The 16,955-nt window shown below is 67.5% G+C and carries 19 protein-coding genes, 1 tRNA gene and 2 pseudogenes; 10 read left to right on the top strand and 12 right to left on the bottom strand.

Features of this window, described 5'->3' with window-relative positions:
- Both G3N64_RS33770 and G3N64_RS33765 read right to left on the bottom strand, forming a co-directional pair.
- A partial coding sequence (locus tag G3N64_RS33770; RefSeq protein ID WP_205788033.1) for a DUF2239 family protein occupies positions 1–186 on the bottom strand: 186 nt, incomplete at its 3' end.
- A gap of 126 nt (positions 187–312) precedes the next feature.
- The gene (locus tag G3N64_RS33765; RefSeq protein ID WP_241021342.1) at positions 313–630 is read right to left on the bottom strand and encodes a glutathione binding-like protein; all 318 of its coding nucleotides are present in this window, start codon (positions 628–630) and stop codon (positions 313–315) included.
- On the opposite strand from G3N64_RS33765, the pseudogene G3N64_RS33760 reads away from it, so the two are divergent.
- From G3N64_RS33760 to G3N64_RS33750, 3 genes and pseudogenes are all read left to right on the top strand, one after another.
- Positions 598–1,392 (top strand): annotated as a pseudogene (locus G3N64_RS33760) (LysR substrate-binding domain-containing protein); the annotation flags it as partial. The gene G3N64_RS33765 and the pseudogene G3N64_RS33760 sit on opposite strands and share 33 nt — an antisense overlap.
- Positions 1,393–1,593: 201 nt before the next feature.
- Positions 1,594–2,934: an MFS transporter gene (locus G3N64_RS33755; protein ID WP_205788032.1), complete on the top strand. Its 1,341-nt coding sequence runs from the start codon at positions 1,594–1,596 to the stop codon at positions 2,932–2,934.
- A 62-nt stretch (positions 2,935–2,996) separates the two neighbouring features.
- A complete protein-coding gene (locus G3N64_RS33750) occupies positions 2,997–4,394 on the top strand; it encodes an enolase C-terminal domain-like protein (RefSeq protein ID WP_205788031.1) in 1,398 nt (465 codons plus the stop codon).
- A gap of 82 nt (positions 4,395–4,476) precedes the next feature.
- Here the strand turns inward: G3N64_RS33750 and G3N64_RS33745 are convergent, their stop codons facing one another.
- Complete coding sequence (locus tag G3N64_RS33745; RefSeq protein ID WP_205788030.1) at positions 4,477–5,466, bottom strand: arginase family protein; 990 nt, start codon at positions 5,464–5,466, stop codon at positions 4,477–4,479.
- A gap of 101 nt (positions 5,467–5,567) precedes the next feature.
- Here G3N64_RS33745 and G3N64_RS33740 point away from each other — a divergent pair, with 101 nt between their 5' ends.
- On the top strand, positions 5,568–6,215 hold the full coding sequence (locus G3N64_RS33740) for an ABATE domain-containing protein (protein ID WP_205788029.1): 648 nt from the start codon (positions 5,568–5,570) through the stop codon (positions 6,213–6,215).
- Between the two features lie 165 nt (positions 6,216–6,380).
- On the top strand, positions 6,381–6,692 hold the full coding sequence (locus tag G3N64_RS33735; protein ID WP_205788028.1) for a hypothetical protein: 312 nt from the start codon (positions 6,381–6,383) through the stop codon (positions 6,690–6,692).
- 116 nt (positions 6,693–6,808) lie between these two features.
- Here the strand turns inward: G3N64_RS33735 and G3N64_RS33730 are convergent.
- The 5 genes from G3N64_RS33730 to G3N64_RS33710 form a co-directional block, all read right to left on the bottom strand.
- Positions 6,809–6,884, bottom strand: a tRNA-Ala gene (locus G3N64_RS33730).
- A 66-nt stretch (positions 6,885–6,950) separates the two neighbouring features.
- Positions 6,951–7,331 carry a c-type cytochrome gene (locus tag G3N64_RS33725; protein WP_241021343.1) on the bottom strand — a complete coding sequence of 127 codons (381 nt, stop codon included), beginning with the start codon at positions 7,329–7,331 and terminating at the stop codon, positions 6,951–6,953.
- Positions 7,332–7,336: 5 nt separating this feature from the next.
- Entirely contained in the window at positions 7,337–8,131 is a 795-nt protein-coding gene (locus tag G3N64_RS33720; RefSeq protein WP_205788027.1) for a BON domain-containing protein, read from the bottom strand.
- A 17-nt stretch (positions 8,132–8,148) separates the two neighbouring features.
- On the bottom strand, positions 8,149–8,733 hold the full coding sequence (locus tag G3N64_RS33715; protein WP_069246887.1) for an SIS domain-containing protein: 585 nt from the start codon (positions 8,731–8,733) through the stop codon (positions 8,149–8,151).
- Between the two features lie 126 nt (positions 8,734–8,859).
- The gene (locus G3N64_RS33710) at positions 8,860–9,288 is read right to left on the bottom strand and encodes a YraN family protein (protein ID WP_205788034.1); all 429 of its coding nucleotides are present in this window, start codon (positions 9,286–9,288) and stop codon (positions 8,860–8,862) included.
- Between the two features lie 46 nt (positions 9,289–9,334).
- Here G3N64_RS33710 and rsmI point away from each other — a divergent pair, with 46 nt between their 5' ends.
- On the top strand, positions 9,335–10,216 hold the full coding sequence (gene rsmI, locus G3N64_RS33705) for a 16S rRNA (cytidine(1402)-2'-O)-methyltransferase (protein ID WP_205788026.1): 882 nt from the start codon (positions 9,335–9,337) through the stop codon (positions 10,214–10,216).
- A 108-nt stretch (positions 10,217–10,324) separates the two neighbouring features.
- On the opposite strand, the gene G3N64_RS33700 is transcribed toward rsmI, so the two are convergent.
- On the bottom strand, positions 10,325–10,933 hold the full coding sequence (locus G3N64_RS33700; protein WP_205788025.1) for a septal ring lytic transglycosylase RlpA family protein: 609 nt from the start codon (positions 10,931–10,933) through the stop codon (positions 10,325–10,327).
- 657 nt (positions 10,934–11,590) lie between these two features.
- On the opposite strand from G3N64_RS33700, the gene G3N64_RS33695 reads away from it, so the two are divergent.
- The 3 genes from G3N64_RS33695 to G3N64_RS33685 all read left to right on the top strand — a co-directional run bounded on the left by G3N64_RS33695 (position 11,591) and on the right by G3N64_RS33685 (position 13,441).
- Positions 11,591–12,235, top strand: a complete 645-nt coding sequence (locus G3N64_RS33695; protein ID WP_043185095.1) for an MBL fold metallo-hydrolase — start codon at positions 11,591–11,593, stop codon at positions 12,233–12,235.
- The gene (locus G3N64_RS33690) at positions 12,232–12,891 is read left to right on the top strand and encodes a hypothetical protein (RefSeq protein ID WP_059601885.1); all 660 of its coding nucleotides are present in this window, start codon (positions 12,232–12,234) and stop codon (positions 12,889–12,891) included. The genes G3N64_RS33695 and G3N64_RS33690 overlap by 4 nt, the downstream gene beginning before the upstream one ends.
- A gap of 79 nt (positions 12,892–12,970) precedes the next feature.
- Positions 12,971–13,441 (top strand): Lrp/AsnC family transcriptional regulator, encoded by a 471-nt coding sequence (locus G3N64_RS33685; RefSeq protein ID WP_006477376.1) that lies wholly within the window; start codon positions 12,971–12,973, stop codon positions 13,439–13,441.
- A 38-nt stretch (positions 13,442–13,479) separates the two neighbouring features.
- Here the strand turns inward: G3N64_RS33685 and G3N64_RS33680 are convergent, their stop codons facing one another.
- The 3 genes from G3N64_RS33680 to G3N64_RS33670 form a co-directional block, all read right to left on the bottom strand.
- Positions 13,480–14,637 carry a cation diffusion facilitator family transporter gene (locus tag G3N64_RS33680; RefSeq protein ID WP_205788024.1) on the bottom strand — a complete coding sequence of 386 codons (1,158 nt, stop codon included), beginning with the start codon at positions 14,635–14,637 and terminating at the stop codon, positions 13,480–13,482.
- Between the two features lie 241 nt (positions 14,638–14,878).
- Positions 14,879–15,172, bottom strand: a complete 294-nt coding sequence (locus tag G3N64_RS33675) for an H-NS histone family protein (RefSeq protein ID WP_006491875.1) — start codon at positions 15,170–15,172, stop codon at positions 14,879–14,881.
- A 366-nt stretch (positions 15,173–15,538) separates the two neighbouring features.
- Positions 15,539–16,198: a pyridoxamine 5'-phosphate oxidase family protein gene (locus G3N64_RS33670; protein WP_205788023.1), complete on the bottom strand. Its 660-nt coding sequence runs from the start codon at positions 16,196–16,198 to the stop codon at positions 15,539–15,541.
- A gap of 292 nt (positions 16,199–16,490) precedes the next feature.
- On the opposite strand from G3N64_RS33670, the pseudogene G3N64_RS33665 reads away from it, so the two are divergent.
- A pseudogene (locus G3N64_RS33665) lies at positions 16,491–16,955 on the top strand (MFS transporter); the annotation flags it as partial.

Here is a 16,955-nt window from a genome sequence, read left to right as displayed (position 1 = left end):
CGCCGTGCCGCGCAGGTCGAGGTCGATCGAGCGGCCCGTCGCATCGTCGAAGATCAGGATCGTGGCGGGCATCGCATCGCCGGCAGCCTGCCGGACCGCGAGCGCGACCGTCGCGAGCGGGCCCGATGCGAGCCGCCGGTGGCCGTCGAAAGCCGTGTAGGAAGGAAGCAGTGTGGTGGTGGTCATCGTGGTCGCCCGCGGGCTGGAATCGGAATGGCGCTATTTTTATCCGGGTATAAATTGGATGTCAATATCATCCGGGTAAAAATTATCGTCAGCCCATTCCATCCCTTCGGGCGATCACGACGCGGGTCAGATCGCCCTGGCCGGAGTCGCGATGTCGCGTGCGCTTGCCAGCGCATCGTCGAGCGACACATGCCCTTCGAACGCCGACGACGCCGGCAGCGGCAGGTTTCCCTCGATCGCATGTGCGAACTGCACGCCTGCATCGTCGGCGAGCCGCGCACGCAGTGCCGCGATGCGCGGGAACGCTTCGGGCTCGAACACCGCGTGATAGTCGGCCCAGCGCGCGATCCCCGCGAAGTACGCGTCGGCCAGCGTGCGCCGTGTGCCCAGCAGCCACGGGCCTTCACCGCGCTCGAGCGCACGCTCGGCGCGCGGCTCGTGCATCGCACGTCGCGCAGCTTCCGGCTCACGCCGGTCGGCACCGAATTCTTCGAACATGCACGCGCGGCAGTGATCGAGGCCGAAAGCGCGCGCGACGCGGTGCTGCGGCAAGCCGCCGAGCCGGCCGGCGTCGTGCGGATCACAAGTTCGGTGCCGGTCGCGCAGCACATCCTCGCGCCCTGCCTGCCGGCGCTGGCGATCGCGCACCCGAAGCTGCTGCTGCAGATCCATGCGAGCGACCGCCTCGTCGACATCGCGCAGGAAGGTTTCGACATCGCGGTGCGCAGCCATTTCGCGCCGCTGCCCGATTCCGCGCTCGTGCAACGGCTGCTCGCGACATCGCCGATCGTCGCCGTGGCGTCACCGGCCTATCTCGCGCGTGCCGGCACACCGGACGCGCCGGCCGATCTCGCGCAGCATGACGGGCTGCAACCGGGCCAGCAGCCGTGGCAGCTGCAACGCGGCGGCGACACCGTCGACGTGACGCCGCGCCTGCGCCTGCAGGCCGACGAATCGACGCTGCTGCTGCAGGCGGCGACGGCCGGCCTCGGCATCGCGTGCCTGCCCGACTGGATCGCCGGCGCCGCGCTCGCGTCCGGTGATCTCGTGCGCGTGCTGCCCGGCTGGCACGCCGGCACCGTCACGACGACGCTGCTGATGCCGCACCGGCGCGGCCAGTTGCCCGGCGTGCGCGCCGCCGTCGAGTTTCTCGCGCAGCACGTGGCGCGCCATCATGGCGCCCCCTCGGACAACGCACGGGTCTGAGCGATCGATTCAAATCGTGAATCGATCAAGTCAGCAATTGGCATGAAAGCGCAACTTTCGACATGACAGAATGGCCCGGACGCCCCGCCTGCATCGGCGTCCGGTGCCCGGCCTCGTGCCAGCGGCACTTGCACACATCACGCGCGCACCGACGCGCCTGCCGCACGACGGCACCCTTCCGCCCTTCGGAGGAGACAAGTCATGAATCCGCTTCACGTGCTGCCGGTGTCCGCGTCGGCAGCGGCCCGGCGCACACGCGTGCGCTGGCTGGTGCTGGCCGTCCTGTTCGCGGTCACGACGATCAACTACGCGGATCGTGCGGCGATCGCGATCGCGGGCCCGAGCCTCGCCCGCGCACTGCACCTGAGCCACGTGCAGATCGGCTTCATCTTCTCCGCGTTCGGCTGGTCGTATGTCGTCGCGCAACTGCCGGGCGGCTGGCTGCTCGACCGCTACGGGTCGCGCATCGTCTATGCGTTCAGCATCTTCTTCTGGTCGCTGTTCACGCTGCTGCAGGGCACGATCGGCTTCTTCGGCGGCGCGGCCGCGTTCGCGCTGCTGTTCGGGCTGCGCTTCCTGGTCGGCGCGGCCGAGGCGCCGTCGTTCCCGGCCAACAGCCGGATCGTGTCCGCGTGGTTCCCCGCCGCCGAACGCGGCACCGCGTCGGCGATCTTCAACGCCGCGCAGTACGCGGCGACCGTCGTGTTCGCACCGCTGATGGGCTGGCTCGTGCACGCGTTCGGCTGGCAGTCGGTGTTCGCGGTGATGGGCCTGCTCGGCTTCGCGTTCGTGCTGGTGTGGAACCGCACGATGTACGACCCGAAGGACCACCCGACCATCAACCGCGCGGAACTCGACTACCTCGCCGAAGGCGGTGCGCTCGTCAACATCGACCAGGCGACGGGCGGACGCGACGGCGGCCCGTCGATGCGCCACGTGAAGGCGCTCCTCAAAAGCCGGATGCTGATCGGTGTGTACGTCGCGCAATACTGCATCAACGCGCTCACCTATTTCTTCATCACGTGGTTTCCCGTCTATCTCGTGCAGGCGCGCGGGATGTCGATCCTCAACGCGGGGCTCGTCGCGTCGATCCCGGCCGTGTGCGGGTTCCTCGGCGGGATTCTCGGCGGCGTCGTGTCCGATGCGCTGCTCAAGCAGGGCCGCTCGCTGTCGGTCGCGCGCAAGGTGCCGATCGTGTTCGGCATGCTGCTGTCGATGTCGATGATCGTCTGCAACTACACCGATTCGCACGTGCTCGTCGTGCTGTTCATGGCGCTGTCGTTCTTCGGCAAGGGGCTCGGCGCGCTCGGCTGGGCCGTCAACGCCGACACCGCGCCGCGCCAGATTGCGGGCTTGAGCGGCGCGCTGCTCAACACGTGCGGCAACCTCTCCAGCATCACGACGCCGATCGCGATCGGCTACATCGTCGACCGCAGCGGCTCGTTCAACGGCGCGCTCGTCTATGTCGTCGCGCACGCGCTCGTCGCCGTGATCTGCTACCTGTTCGTCGTCGGCGACATCCGTCGCGTCGAGCTTCAATGAACGGCACGGGCCGCGCCGGCGCAGCCGGCGGCCCGCGCACCACCGGAACCAGGAGCGAACCGATGTCCGAATCCCGCCGTGCCGGCACCCCGCGCGTCACGCGCATGCAGGTGATCCCCGTCGCCGGACGCGACAGCATGCTGCTCAACCTGTGCGGCGCGCACGCGCCGTACTTCACGCGCAACCTCGTGATCCTCGACGACAGCAGCGGACACACGGGCGTCGGCGAAGTGCCGGGCGGCGAAGGCATCCGCCACGCGCTCGAGCGCATGACGGATCTCGTGGTCGGCCAGTCGATCGGACGCTACCAGGCGACGCTCAACGCGGTGCGCGCGGCGCTGTCCGGTGCGGGTGCGGGTGCGGGCCGCACGATCCGCCACGAAGTGACGTCGGCCGGCGAAGCGGCCGTGCTGCGCCAGCCGCACGAGATCAACCTGCGGCTCGACAACGTGATCACCGCGATCGAGGCCGCGCTGCTCGACCTGCTCGGCCAGCATCTCGACGTGCCGGTCGCGGCACTGCTCGGCGAAGGGCAGCAGCGCGACGCGGTGCCGATGCTCGCGTACCTGTTCTATATCGGCGATCGCGGCCGCACCGATCTGCCGTATCGTGACGAAGCGCAGGCGCGCGTCCCGTGGTTCCGGCTGCGCAACGAGGAAGCGCTCACGCCGGCCGCGATCGCGCGGCAGGCCGAAGCCGCGGTCGAGCGCTACGGCTTCGCCGATTTCAAGCTGAAGGGCGGCGTGATGGCTGGCGCGGACGAGATGGAAGCGATCGCGGCGATCAAGGCACGCTTTCCGGATGCACGCGCAACGCTGGATCCGAACGGCGCGTGGTCGCTCGACGAGGCCGTCGCACTGTGCCGCGGGCAAGGCCACCTGCTCGCGTATGCGGAGGATCCGTGCGGGCCGGAAGGCGGCTATTCGGGCCGCGAGGTGATGGCCGAATTCCGCCGTGCGACGGGCATTCCGACCGCGACCAACATGATCGCGACCGACTGGCGGCAGATGGATCACGCGGTGCGGCTGCAGGCGGTCGACATCCCGCTCGCCGACCCGCATTTCTGGACGATGCAGGGCTCGGTGCGGCTCGCGCAGCTGTGCCGCGACTGGGGGCTCACGTGGGGCTCGCACTCGAACAACCACTTCGACGTGTCGCTCGCGATGTTCACGCATGCGGCGGCAGCCGCGCCCGGCACGATCACCGCGATCGACACGCACTGGATCTGGCAGGAAGGCGATGCGCGGCTCACGCGCGAGCCGCTGAAGATCGTCGGCGGCCAGGTGGCCGTGCCGGAGCGGCCGGGGCTCGGGATCGAGCTCGACAGGGTGCAGGTCGAGGCCGCGCATGCGCTTTATCGGCAAGTCGGCGGCACGGCGCGCGACGATGCGGTCGCGATGCGCTATCTCGTGCCGGGGTGGACGTACGATCCGAAGCGGCCGAGTTTCGGGCGGGGGTGAGGCGACAGGGCGAGGTCGCCGACGGTTCGTCATCGCGCCCGGATGCGATCGAGCAACGGCCCGGCCCCGCTCGCCCACGACGTCAGGCGCACCGTGCCGGCAGCGCGGCAGCGCATCGCCCGATACTGCGCGCGATGCGATCCGCATGCGCGAGACCGGGATCGAGCCCGGGGTCATAGATGGTGAAGTCGATCCCTGCTACGCGCCCCGACGCAACGAGCGGGCCGAGCAGCGCGTCGAGCCCGTCGAAGTCCAGCCCCGGTGAGCCGGGCGAATCCACGGCTGGCAGGTGCGACTGGTCGAGTACGTCGAGATCCACATGCAGCCACGCCTGCCCAAGCGCCCGCGCGCCGAGCCAGTCGACCAGTTCCGCCGCGACAGCGGCGGGCCCGCGCGCCAGCAACTGCTGGATCGTGATGCGCGAGATCGCCGTGCGGGCAATGTCGCCATACGCGGCCTCGAAGTCGCGGGATTTGGAATCGCGCTCGCCCACCTGGCATGCGTCGAGATCGTCGACGAGCGGGCCGTCGAAGTCCGGCCAGTCGGTCAGCAACGACTCCCCTCGGCCGGTCGACAGCGCGAGGTCCATCCCCGCCACGGAACCGAGCCGCTTCGAGGTGTCGTAGTTGCCAGGATGGAAGAAGTCGCTGTGCCCGTCGACATGCACGAGCCCATTGCCACCCGCGCGACGGTTTCCCAGCAGGCACCCAAGCAGGACGCTGCAATCGCCACCGAGCACGATCGGAAAGACCTGCCGCCTGCGCGCGTCGGCGACGCGCCCGGCAAGGTCGAGCGAGAAATCGCGGATCGTCGTGCCGTTGCGGATACGGGTTCCGGACTGCGGCGCGAACGCATAGGCGGGATGCACGAGCCGCGACACACTCGCACCGGCGCGCGCGGCAAGGCCGGTCGCAAGCAGCACTTCCGGGGCACGCCAGGTCTCCGGTTCAAGCCCGGCACTGTTCGGCCTCAGGCCGAGGCTGCTGGGGGCGGCGATGAACTCGACGAGCCGGGCGTCGCCGGTTTGCGAAGGGGCGGCCCGCAGGCCGGGTGATGCCGTCGACGTCTCCATGCGCTCTCCTCGCACAAGCACGGGCTATCGGATATGCTAACCTTTGAAACAACTATTAAAGGTTAGCATCAATTCAACCCATGTCCAGCATTTCACCGGTTATGGAAGCGCATCTGTTCGAGGCACGCGATTTCGTTGGCGGCCACCCCGTCCTCGATTTCATCAACACGGTGACCGGCCGCGATCAGACGCCGCGCGACTGGCTGCCGGATTACAACGCCTGGCTCGCGTGGCTGGCGCGATCGTCGGTCTGCCCCGCGCCCGACGTGGAGCGGCTCGCGGCTCGCGCAGCCGAAGCGCCTAGCGCAGCCGAGCGCGCACTGCGCGACGCGAAGCACCTGCGTGAAGCGCTGTTCGGCCTCTTCGGTGCGCTCTCGCACGGCGCACCGGTGGCCGCAGCAGATCTGGAAACGCTCGAGCGGGCATGGAAACGCGCGATGAGCGGCCGGAGGCTGATCGCGACGGCCGGGCGCATCGGATTCGACGATCCGGCTGATCCGGCGGACCTGCTCCTGCCGGCCCACCGGCTCGCGCTCGATGCGGTGAAGCTGCTTGAAGCGTTGCCCGACGGACGGCTGAGGATGTGCGCGGGCTCGAATTGCGCGTGGCTGTTCATCGACAGCTCGAAAACGGGGCGTCGCAAGTGGTGCGACATGGCGACTTGCGGCAACGTGGCGAAGGCGCGGCGGCACTATCACGCGGTGCGGTGCGCGCCGGACGGATCGGCGGGCCACGATGCGCTTGAATAGTAGTGGGCGCCGGTCGTGCCTCGCCAGATGCGGGCGGCTCACGGCAGGTGGCCGGTTGCCAAACATAGAAAACGCCCGCGTCCTGCCGGCTACGCGAACCCGACGGTCCCGCCCACGCGACGACCGGTTCCGCGCCATCGACCATCAGAACCTGAATCGCTCGCCATGACGTCTTCCGATCCGACTCCGCGACAGATCACCGTCTTCGTCCTGTATTCGGTGCTGTGTCTGCCTGCGAGCATGACCGTCGCCGGCTACATCGCGACGCTGATAACACGGAACGTATCGACCTTCGAAGGCGGCGCCGGCTACGCGGCGCTCTGGTGGATCATCCTGCTGACCTGCGCGTTCTCCGTGCTGTCGGCGGTCATCTGCGTGCTGCTGCGGAAAAGAACAGCAATTCTCGCGGTCATCACGGTAGCGTTCGCCGCGCTGTCGGTGCCGACGTTCAAGCTCGTGCACGAACTGCTGACCTGACCGGCCACCGGTCGCACTGCCCCGCCACGTCGGACGCGGCGCGCGGGCGCGGCCTGCCGTCGCGGAACCGCAAAAACAAAAAGGCCCGATCTCGCGATCGGGCCTTCGAATTCCGTTGGTGGAGCGGAGGAGGATCGAACTCCCGACCTTCGCATTGCGAACGCGACGCTCTCCCAGCTGAGCTACCGCCCCAACAGTCAACCATCATACACACGCGTTTCCGCGCTTGGCAATAGGGGTTGAGTCACCCCTGAAACGTTACTTTGACGGCGCGCCGGCCAGCACCCATTCGACCACCGAACGCACGTCGGCGTCGCTCATGCGCGGGTGCGCGGGCATCGGAATCGCGCCCCAGACACCCGAGCCGCCCTCCTTCACCTTCTTCGACAGCTTTGCCACGGCCTGCGGATCGGCCTTGTAGCGGGCGGCGACATCCTTGAACGACGGGCCGACGAGCTTGCGGTCGACCGCGTGGCAGCCCATGCACGCGTTGCCGCGCGCCACCTTCAGGCCGTCGCCGACATCCGCGTGCGCGGCGCCCAGCGTGCCGGCCACGAGCGCCACGGCCGCGGCGCCCTGCACCATCCACTGTTTCACCTGCTTCACCTGCTTCACCTGCTTCACCTGCTTCATCTGCATGCCCTTCATTGCGACGGGGCCTTTGGGTTGCCCGGGTGCACGCTCGACGAATTCGAGATCGGCGCAGGCGGCTGCAGCGGCGTGGACTGCACCGACGCGTCCGGCACGGCGCCCACCGTCGCGGTATCAACCGGCGCAGCGGCAGCACCGGACGCGCCGCTCGCGGGCGATGCGTTCTGCAGCGCCTGCGCGTCCTGCGGCTTCACGTACTGGAACACCTTCACGACCTTCTCGACGCCCGGCACCTGGCTGGCGGCTTCCGCGCCGCGATTGCCCTCGTCGACCGTCACGAGCCCCATCAGGTAAAGGTTGCCGCGTTCGCTGACGACCTTGTAGTAGTTCGCCGAGATGCCCTTCGTCGCGATCAGCTCGGACTTCACGCGCCCTTCGAGGTACGAGTCGTTCGCGCGCGACGACAGCGACGATGCCGGCTCCACCGACAGCTCGTTGACGATGCCGTTCACGTTGTTGATGCCGCGCACGATTTCCTCGGCGCGCTGCTTCGATGCATCGTTCGGCACTTCGCCCGTCAGCAGCACGCGGCGGTTGAACACCGTCACGTTCACGTGCGACTGGTCGGGCAGCCCGTTGTTGATCTGCGTGAGCGACTTGACCTGGATCTCGCGATCCTCCGTCTGCGCGCCAAGCGTACGGCGATCGGTCGCGATCAGCGCGCCGCCGCCGGCCGCTGCACCCACGACCCCGAGCACACAACCCTGCAGCGATACGGCGAGGCCCGCCGTCAGCGCAGCGAGCAGCGTGGTTCTGACGAGCGTCTGTTTGACGCGGCTTTGATTCATCGACGGCTCTCCTTCGTTCAATCCTCACCCAGCAGCATCGCGTCGATGCCGTCGCACAGGCAGTGGATGGTCAGCAGATGGACTTCGTGGATGCGCGCCGCACGAACGGCAGGCACGCTGATCGGAATATCGGTGTCGGACAGCGCGGCGGCGACCGCATGGCCGTCGCCGCCCGTCAGCGCGACGACGGTCATTTCGCGCTCGTGCGCTTCGTCGATCGCCGCCAGCACGCGCGGCGACGCGCCGGCCGGATCGAGCACCAGCAGGATGTCGCCGGTCTGGCCAAGCACGCGCACCTGCTGCGCGAACAGTTGATCGGCGGACACCGCGCCCGCGAGACCGCCCTGCGACGCGTCGGTGGCCAGCGCGATCGCGGGCAGGCCCGGACGCTCGCGCTCGAAGCCGCCGACGAGCGACACGGCGAGGTAGTGCGCGGCGGCGGCCGACGGGCCGTCACCGCAGGCGACGATCTTGTTGCCGTTCGCCAGCGCGGCGAACATCGCATCGACCGCAGCTGCGATCGGCAGCGACAGCGCGTCGGCCGCTTCGGCGTGAAGCGCGGCGCTGTCGCGAAAATGTTGCTGAATACGTTCGACTGACATCGATTCCTGGTGAACTGGGCGCGTGGCACGCATCGCGCGACATCGTGGGTGCGCCGAGTTTACCGTACTCCGGCACGCTCTCCGGGGGTCCGGCAAGAACTCTTTACATCTCGTCACAGCTCGCGGCTACGCATCGTCGGCACGAAATGCGTCGCGCAGCCACGCGAGCTGCCCGGCCTCGAACGCGACGACGTCGAAGCGGCACGCGGCACCGGCACCGTGCCGCGCCCAGAACTGGAGCGCGGCCGCCACCAGGCGCCGCCGTTTGCGCCAGCCGACGCTCGCGGCCGCGCCGCCATGCCGGACGCTGCGCCGCGCGCGCACCTCGACGAACACGAGCATGCCGTCGGGCTCGCGCATCACGAGATCGAGCTCGCCGCCGCGCATCGTCACGTTCGCCGCGACGAACGCGAGGCCGCGGCGCTCGAGAAACTGCCGCGCACGCTGCTCGAACGCCGCGCCGACCGGTTTGGATCGCGCCGCGCCGGAAAAGTTGTCGCCCGCGCGCGGCAAACCGCGGCCGTCGCCCGGCTGCACCGGCGCCACGTGGCACAATGCCGTCCTTGTTCCGCTTGCGCCGCGATTGCGTGCATTGCCTGCCATGACTGCCCTCCTCGAACTCGCGCACACGCAGCACTACCCGGACGCCGCGCTCTACGTGGTCGCCACGCCGATCGGCAACACCGCCGACATCACGCTGCGCGCGCTGCACGTGCTCGGCCTCGCCGACCGCATCGCAGCCGAAGACACCCGCAACACGGGCCAGCTGCTCGCCCGCTACGGGATCTCGAAGCCGCTCGTTGCCGTGCACGAGCACAACGAACGCGAAGCCGCGCAGCGCGTGATCGACCTGCTGCGCGGCGGCGAACGCGTGGCCTACGTATCGGACGCCGGCACGCCCGGCATCTCGGATCCCGGCGCGCGGCTCGTCGACGCGGTGCGCGCCGCCGGCTTTGCGGTGATCCCGCTGCCGGGCGCGAGCGCGGCCGTGACCGCGCTGAGCGTGGCCGGCGACTGGGCCGGCGCGTTCACGTTCGCAGGCTTCCTGCCGCCGAAGACGAAGCAGCGCGCGACCGCGCTGCAGGCGCTGGTGTCGCACCCGTATGCCCTGGTGTTCTACGAGGCGCCGCACCGGATCGTCGAAACCGTCGCCGCGCTCGCCGATGCGTTCGGCCCCGCGCGCCGGCTGCTGATCGCGCGCGAGCTCACCAAGCTACACGAGCAGTTGTTCCAGGGCACCCTGGCCGAAGGACAGACCTGGCTCGCCGGCGATGCGAACCGGCAGCGCGGCGAATTCGTGCTGGTCGTCGAAGGCGCGCCGGCGGCGCGCGGCGAAGCCGACGACACCGCGCACGACGCACTGCTCAGGCTGCTGCTGGAAGAGGTGCCGGTGAAGAGCGCGGCGAAGCTCGCGGCGGCGCTGACGGGCGTGTCGCGCAACACGCTGTATGCGCGCGCGCTTGCGCTGAAGGATGAAAGCTGACGCGCGAGCCGGCCGGCGCCGGGAAACCGGCGCCGGCATCGCGCCGTGCCGGAAAGACAAAGGGCTGCCCGAGGGCAGCCCTTTTGCATGAGCGGTCGATCCGCTGCGTTACTTCGTCGAGATCGACGCGAGCATTTCGTCGCGTGCCTCGCGCGCTTCCTGCGGCGAGAGCCCTTCGATCTTCACCCGGCCCGTGCCGGCGTGCACGAGGCCGATCAGCTTCGCGGCCGCATACGACAGGTCGAGCACACGGCCGCGCTTGTACGGCCCACGGTCGTTGACCTTCACGACGACCCACTTGCCGCTCGACGCGTTCGTCACCTTGATGTACGACGACAGCGGCAGCGTGCGGTGCGCGGCGGTGAGCGCGTTCATGTTGAAGCGCTCGCCGTTCGCGGTGCGGCGGCCGTGGAAATCCCGCCCGTACCACGATGCGCGGCCCGTCTGGCGGAAGTCGGACACATCCTTGCCGTCGATCGGCTCGGCGTCCGCCAGCGACGACTTCTTCGCGTCCTTGTTGTCCGCAGCCGGCATCGACGCCAGCGCGGAATCGAAATTCAACTGCTTGTCGCTATCCGCTTTCGCGGCGGCGGCCGTCTTGTCGACGGCGTTCTTCTGGTTCGCGCTACCGGTGGTCTGGCTGGGTGGCACCGCACAGCCCGTCAGCGCAAAAAACAATGCAATAGTCCCGAATCGACTCGGAAAACGTAAATTCATCGACGTGTCGCCTTCTGGTTCGGGCCGCTCCCTTACAACGCTGCTTCACAACGCAGACACGCGGCCCGGACGGCAAATGCGTGCACGCCCCGCTCGGATGCGAGCAGGCGGCTAGCATGGGCGCGGCATTCGTCTATGCCGCAACCGTCCTGATTAGTTTTCACGTCTGGCGCAACCTGTCCCCAACAGCCTGACCAGACCCCACATGCCGCCATCGAACATGGCTTCACGTTCGCGCGCGTCGAATACGACCGACGCACAGGAACGGCGGCACAGGCCTCATCCGGCGGCGCGGCAGCAGGGCCGCAGGCGGGCGCGCAGCGCCCGGCCGGACAAGACGTGAGCACCGAATATTCGGTGCTGGATACACCGCCGGACTCCCCGGCGGCTGATGCTTGACGGTGCTCCCGACACCCCTTTTTAACGGGGCCGAAACACCAGCGAATTGCGTGAAACTCACGCTCAATGGGGCGCATTATACATAAATCAAAACGCCATCTCGAAAAGCCTCCCCGACAGACCATTGATTCTCGCTATGGCTGTAACAATCGACATGCTCCGGGAATGCCCGTAGCCGTGCGCCGCGGCGCGCATCGCGCGACCGGCAAGCGGCCCGCGCGACCGGTACAATCGCTCCTTTTAGCCGCCGGTGCCTCCATGAAAGTCACGCTCATTCCGGTCACGCCGTTCCAGCAGAACTGCTCGCTGCTCGTCTGCGAGAAGACGGGCCGCGCCGCCGTCGTCGATCCGGGCGGCGATCTCGACCGGATCGAACAGGAAGTCGCGCGGCAGAACGTGCAGGTCGAGAAGGTGCTGCTCACGCACGGGCACATCGATCACTGCGCGGGCGCGAAGACGCTCGCGACGCACTACGGCGTGCCGATCGAGGGGCCGCAGGAAGAAGAGCGCTTCTGGATCGAGAAGCTGCCGATGCAGAGCGAGCGCTTCGGCTTTCCGGCCGCCGAAACCTTCGAGCCGGACCACTGGCTGAACGACGGCGACACCGTGCAGTTCGGCGACGAGACGCTCGAGGTCTATCACTGCCCGGGCCACACGCCCGGCCACGTCGTGTTCTTCAGCCGTGCGCATCGCGTCGCGATCGTCGGCGACGTGCTGTTCGCGGGCTCGATCGGCCGGACCGATTTCCCGCGCGGCAATCACGAGGATCTCGTCCGCTCGATCAAGGAGAAGCTGTGGCCGCTCGGCGACGACGTGACGTTCGTGCCGGGCCACGGCCCCGTGTCGACGTTCGGCGACGAGCGCCGCACGAACCCGTTCGTGTCCGACAAGGTATTCGGATGAACCAGACCGCCATCCCGGAAATCTACGTCAGCACCGATGTCGAGGCCGACGGCCCGATTCCCGGCCCGCACTCGATGCTGAGCTTCGCGTCGGCCGCCTACACCGAGGACAAGCAGCTGATCGCGACGTTCTCGGCCAACCTCGAAACGCTGCCGGGCGCGCAGGCGCACCCGGTGCAGGAAGCATGGTGGAAGACCGAGCCCGAAGCATGGGCCGCGTGCCGGCGCGACCTGCAGGCGCCCGAGGCGGCGCTGGTCGCGTACGTCGAGTGGGTCGAGGCGCTGCCCGGCAAGCCGGTGTTCGTCGCGATGCCGGCCGGCTTCGACTTCACGTTCATGTTCTGGTACATGATGCGCTTCGCCGGGCGCTGCCCGTTCTCGTGGTCGGCGCTGGACATCAAGACGCTCGCGTTCGCGATGACGGGCCTGCCGTACCGCAAGGCGATCAAGCCGCGTTTTCCGAAGCACTGGTTCGACGACCATCCGCACACGCACGTCGCGCTCGACGACGCGATCGAGCAAGGCGCGCTGTTCTGTAACATGCTCGCCGACCTGCGCCGCCAGCAGGCCGCGCTCGCAGGCCTCGCGGTGTCGGACACCGATCGGTCGGAAAACGCGGGGGCGGGACAAAACCCCACGGATCCGCGAGCAAATTAGCGAATCTCGCTCAGCAACGCGACGCCAGATTGCCTTTCCTTTCCCGGCCCTCTAACATTCAGCGTGTTGTAGCTGCCGCATGGAGGCGCAGGTGACGCTCGATTCCTTTTCGCAAAAAATCCTTCGCCTGTTGCAGCTCGACGCGCGCCGCTCGGTACAGGAAATCTCCGACCAGGTCGGCCTGTCGAGCACGCCGTGCTGGCGCCGCATCAAGGACATGGAACAGTCGGGCGTGATCCAGCGCTACACGGCGCTGCTCGATCGCGAGAAGCTCGGCCTGCACGTCTGCGCGCTCGCGCACGTGCACCTGACCCGCCACAACGAAGGCGGCGTCGAGCAGTTCGAGCGCGAGATCGCGACCTGCCCCGAAGTCACCGAGTGCTACAGCACGACCGGCGAAGCCGATTACATCCTCAAGATCGTCGCGCCTGACATCAAGGCCTACGACGTATTCCTGCACGAACGCATCTTCAAGATCCCCGCCGTGTCGCAGGTGCGCACGAGCGTCGTGCTGCGCGAGATCAAGTTCGACACGCAACTGCCGCTGTAACGCGCAGGCTGCCCGCCGTCGCGCGTGCCCGCGACGGGTCACGCCTGCGCGGACACCGTGCGCGTGAAGCCGATCCGGCGCGCGCCGAACTCGCGCTTCAGCGCGTCGGCGTCGAGCCGACGGGCCAGCGCCGCATCGGTGTCGTGCGGATCGCACGCAAGCGTCACGTCGATCTCGAGCCCCGTACTCAGGTAATGCAGGTTGATTGCCGCCGCATGCAGCCCGCGCTGCGCGAGTGCGGCCTCGAGCCGTGCCGCGATCTCGCCGCGCGGCGGCAGCGCGAGCGCCGGACGGCGCGCCGTGTCGTTCTCGGGGTCGACGTGGATCAGCGCGTCGAGCACGCGCGGGTCGGTCAGCACGCGCGCACGCGCGGTCTCGGCGATGTAGTGCCCTTCGGAGACGGAGATCTTCGGGTCGACGAGGATGTGCGCGTCGACGAGCGCGGCATCGCCCATCTTGCGCGTGCGCAGGTCGTGCACGTCGCGCACGCCGGGCGTTGCTGCGAGCAGCGCGCGGATCTCGGCCGTATCGGTCGTATCGAGCGCGCGGTCGGAAAGGTCCTGCAACGCGTCATAGCCGAACGTCCAGCCCATGCGCGCGACCATGAAGCCGACGATCGCCGCCGCGATCGGGTCGAGCAGCCGCACGCCGGCCAGGCTGCCGACGATGCCGATCGCGACGACGAGCGACGATGCGGCATCCGAACGCGCATGCCATGCATTTGCGACGAGCATCGCCGAGCGGACGCGCCGCGCTTCGCGCAGCATGTAGCGAAACAGCGCCTCTTTCGACACGAGCACCGTCAGCGCGACGACCAGCGCAGAAAAATGTACCGCCGGGATTTTTTCGAGATTAACGAGACGGTCGCCGGCCCGCCAGAGCATGCCGACACCGACCACTATCAGGATAGCTCCGAGAAACAGCGATGCGACGGTCTCGTAGCGGCTGTGTCCGTAATTGTGGTCGGCATCCGGCGATGCGCCGCTATGCCGATTCGCAACCAGCACGACAAAATCCGAGATCAAATCCGAAATCGAATGCACCCCGTCAGCAATCAATGCCTGCGAATGCGCAATCGCGCCGACGACGATCTGAAATGTCGCAAGCACGACATTCAGCACAATACTGACGAACGTGCTCTTGCGTGCAACCGCGTGCTTATCTGCGCTCTGCGCGTCGCCGGAAAACGTGGACATGAAATATGGGATATCGGTGAGCGATACCCAATTCTATCAAGGGTGCCTCGCGATTCCCGCCAATACCCATAAATTTCTTATTTAAATCAATCGCTTATGCGAACGGGTCGCATTTCCATTCACACTGGATCATTACATTTTCATGACAACGTCATGTGCGGGGCGGCCGCTGAAAACAAAAAAGCCGCGCTCCTTGACGGACACGCGGCTCTTTTGAAGAGCAGGCAATTTAAACGAACGCTTAAATCGCAAACTGCTCGCGGTTCTTGCCCGCGATCCAGCGCGGCGGCTTGCCGCGGCCCGACCACGTCGCGCCCGTTTCCGGATCGCGGTATTTCGCGGCGACGCCGGCGCGCGGACGGCCAACCTTGCCTGCCTTCGCGCGGCTGAGACCGAGTTCGGCGAGCGAAAAGCCGTAGTCGGCAATTTTCTGCTTCACGTCATTCAGCACTTCAGCGTATTCACGCGACTTCGCTTCTTCGATTTGCTTCTCCAGCTTCTCCCGCTGGGCCAGCAGGTCCTTGTAAGAAGACATAGTTTCCCTTTCTATCTGACTAATGGCGCCGGTCTGCAGCCAGCTCACCACTCATGAAATATATGTGCCTCGGATTTTTGAAGGCAGAGATTAGCACAAAAAAGATTTGATAGAAGCGAGATTCATGAAAATCCCGAGATCAATTGAAATTCACACGTGTCATTTTGACCGGCCGCGGCCTTTTCTCAAATTTTTACGTTCCTGTACAGAGATTAGGACATTAGCCATTGCCCATTAGGTCTATCAACATACGCAATTACCCTGCATTTTGAAAAATCAAAGCTTTCATCGGACGACAGTTTTGCGAAAATCGGACGGCGCGGTTCGCTAAACGGACAAACTGCAGACAAGCCGGCATCCGCGACGTCACGCCACATCCCGCGCGCACGCAATCAGCCGCTCGCGCAATGCGCCCGTATCGGCCAACGGTGTATCGAACGGCGTGCGCACGCGGCGGCCGTCATTGCGCCAGTCGGCGCCGTGGCGATCGACGCCGAGCAGTTCGAGCCCGTCGCGGCGCGCAGCGCCGGCATCGTACGCGTCCCACAACGCCTGCTCCTCGTCGAACGCCAGCTGCGGCAGCGCATCGAGATGCGTGCCGTCGACCCAGCCCATGCGCCCGAAACCGCCGATATAGCGCAGCCGCTCGACCTCGAGCGCCCAGAACGTGAAATCGCCGAGCGCGAGATAGCGCGCGGCGTCCGGCTCGTAACGCAGGTAGCGCGCGGCGACGTGCGGATCGTCGCCGAGCGGCACGAACCGGCCGAGCAACGTCGCGCGCTCGGCGTTCAGCACGTCGCCATCGGGCGCGTCGACGACGAGGAAGCCCGCGCGCGGATCGGCGGCGAGATTGCGCGTGTGCTCCGCGAGGCCGCTCACCAGGATCACGGGACGATGGCTTGCATCGGGTGCAAACGGGACGACCGTCGGATACGGGAAACCCTGCGGATCGCGCGCATGGGTGGCGAGCGTGCCGAGCGCGCAGCGGTGCAGCAGATGCACGGCGAAAGCGGGATCGATGTTCAAGAGGACTCCTGCGGTCGAAGGGCGGCGCGCCGGGCACGCCATACGCTTCGATGTTACCCGCGGGCGCGGTGCGCCGCGCATCGGTCGAACGGCCGATGCGGCCGAACGCGGGTCACCGGATCATCGGCCGAACGGCCATCGCCCGGCACGATCGTAAGCGGTTCGATAGAATCGGACGGGTCCGACGGGCGCCGCGTGCGTCCGCGCATTTCTTTTGACGAGCCTTTCCGTGTCCGAATCCTCCTCCCCCGAATCGTCGTCCCCGTTCGCCGCGCCGCCCGACGCGCATCGCGTGCTGTCGCTGCCGGACCGCCAGCGCGCGCGCGTGGCGTCGATGGCGCTGTTCTTCGTCGCCGGCATGATGTTCGCGTCGTGGGGCGTGCACGTGCCGTCCGTGCGCGACAAGTTCGCGCTGAGCCCCGGGCAGCTGTCGATCGCGCTGTTCGCGGTCGCCGTCGGCTCGATCGCCGCGATGCTGACCATCGCGCGCTGGATCGCGCGTGTCGGCTCGCGCACCGCGTGCCTCGCGGGCGGGCTCGTGATGTCGGCCTGCGCGGCGCTGATCCTCGTCGTGCCCGACTTTCCCGTGCTGCTCGCCGTGCTCGCGCTGTTCGGCTTCTCGATGGCGACGCTCGACGTCGCGATGAACGCCGAGGCCAGCGCGGTCGAGATCGCGCTCGGCAGGCCGATCATGTCGTCGCTGCACGGCATGTTCAGTGTCGGCGGGATGGCCGGCGCGGCCGCCGGCGGCGCGGCA

Origin of the sequence: Burkholderia sp. Ac-20344 (assembly GCF_017104975.1) — a bacterium.
Lineage (GTDB): Bacteria > Pseudomonadota > Gammaproteobacteria > Burkholderiales > Burkholderiaceae > Burkholderia.
Note: the sequence above shows the minus strand (reverse complement) of the source record. Positions and strands in the feature narration are given on the sequence as shown.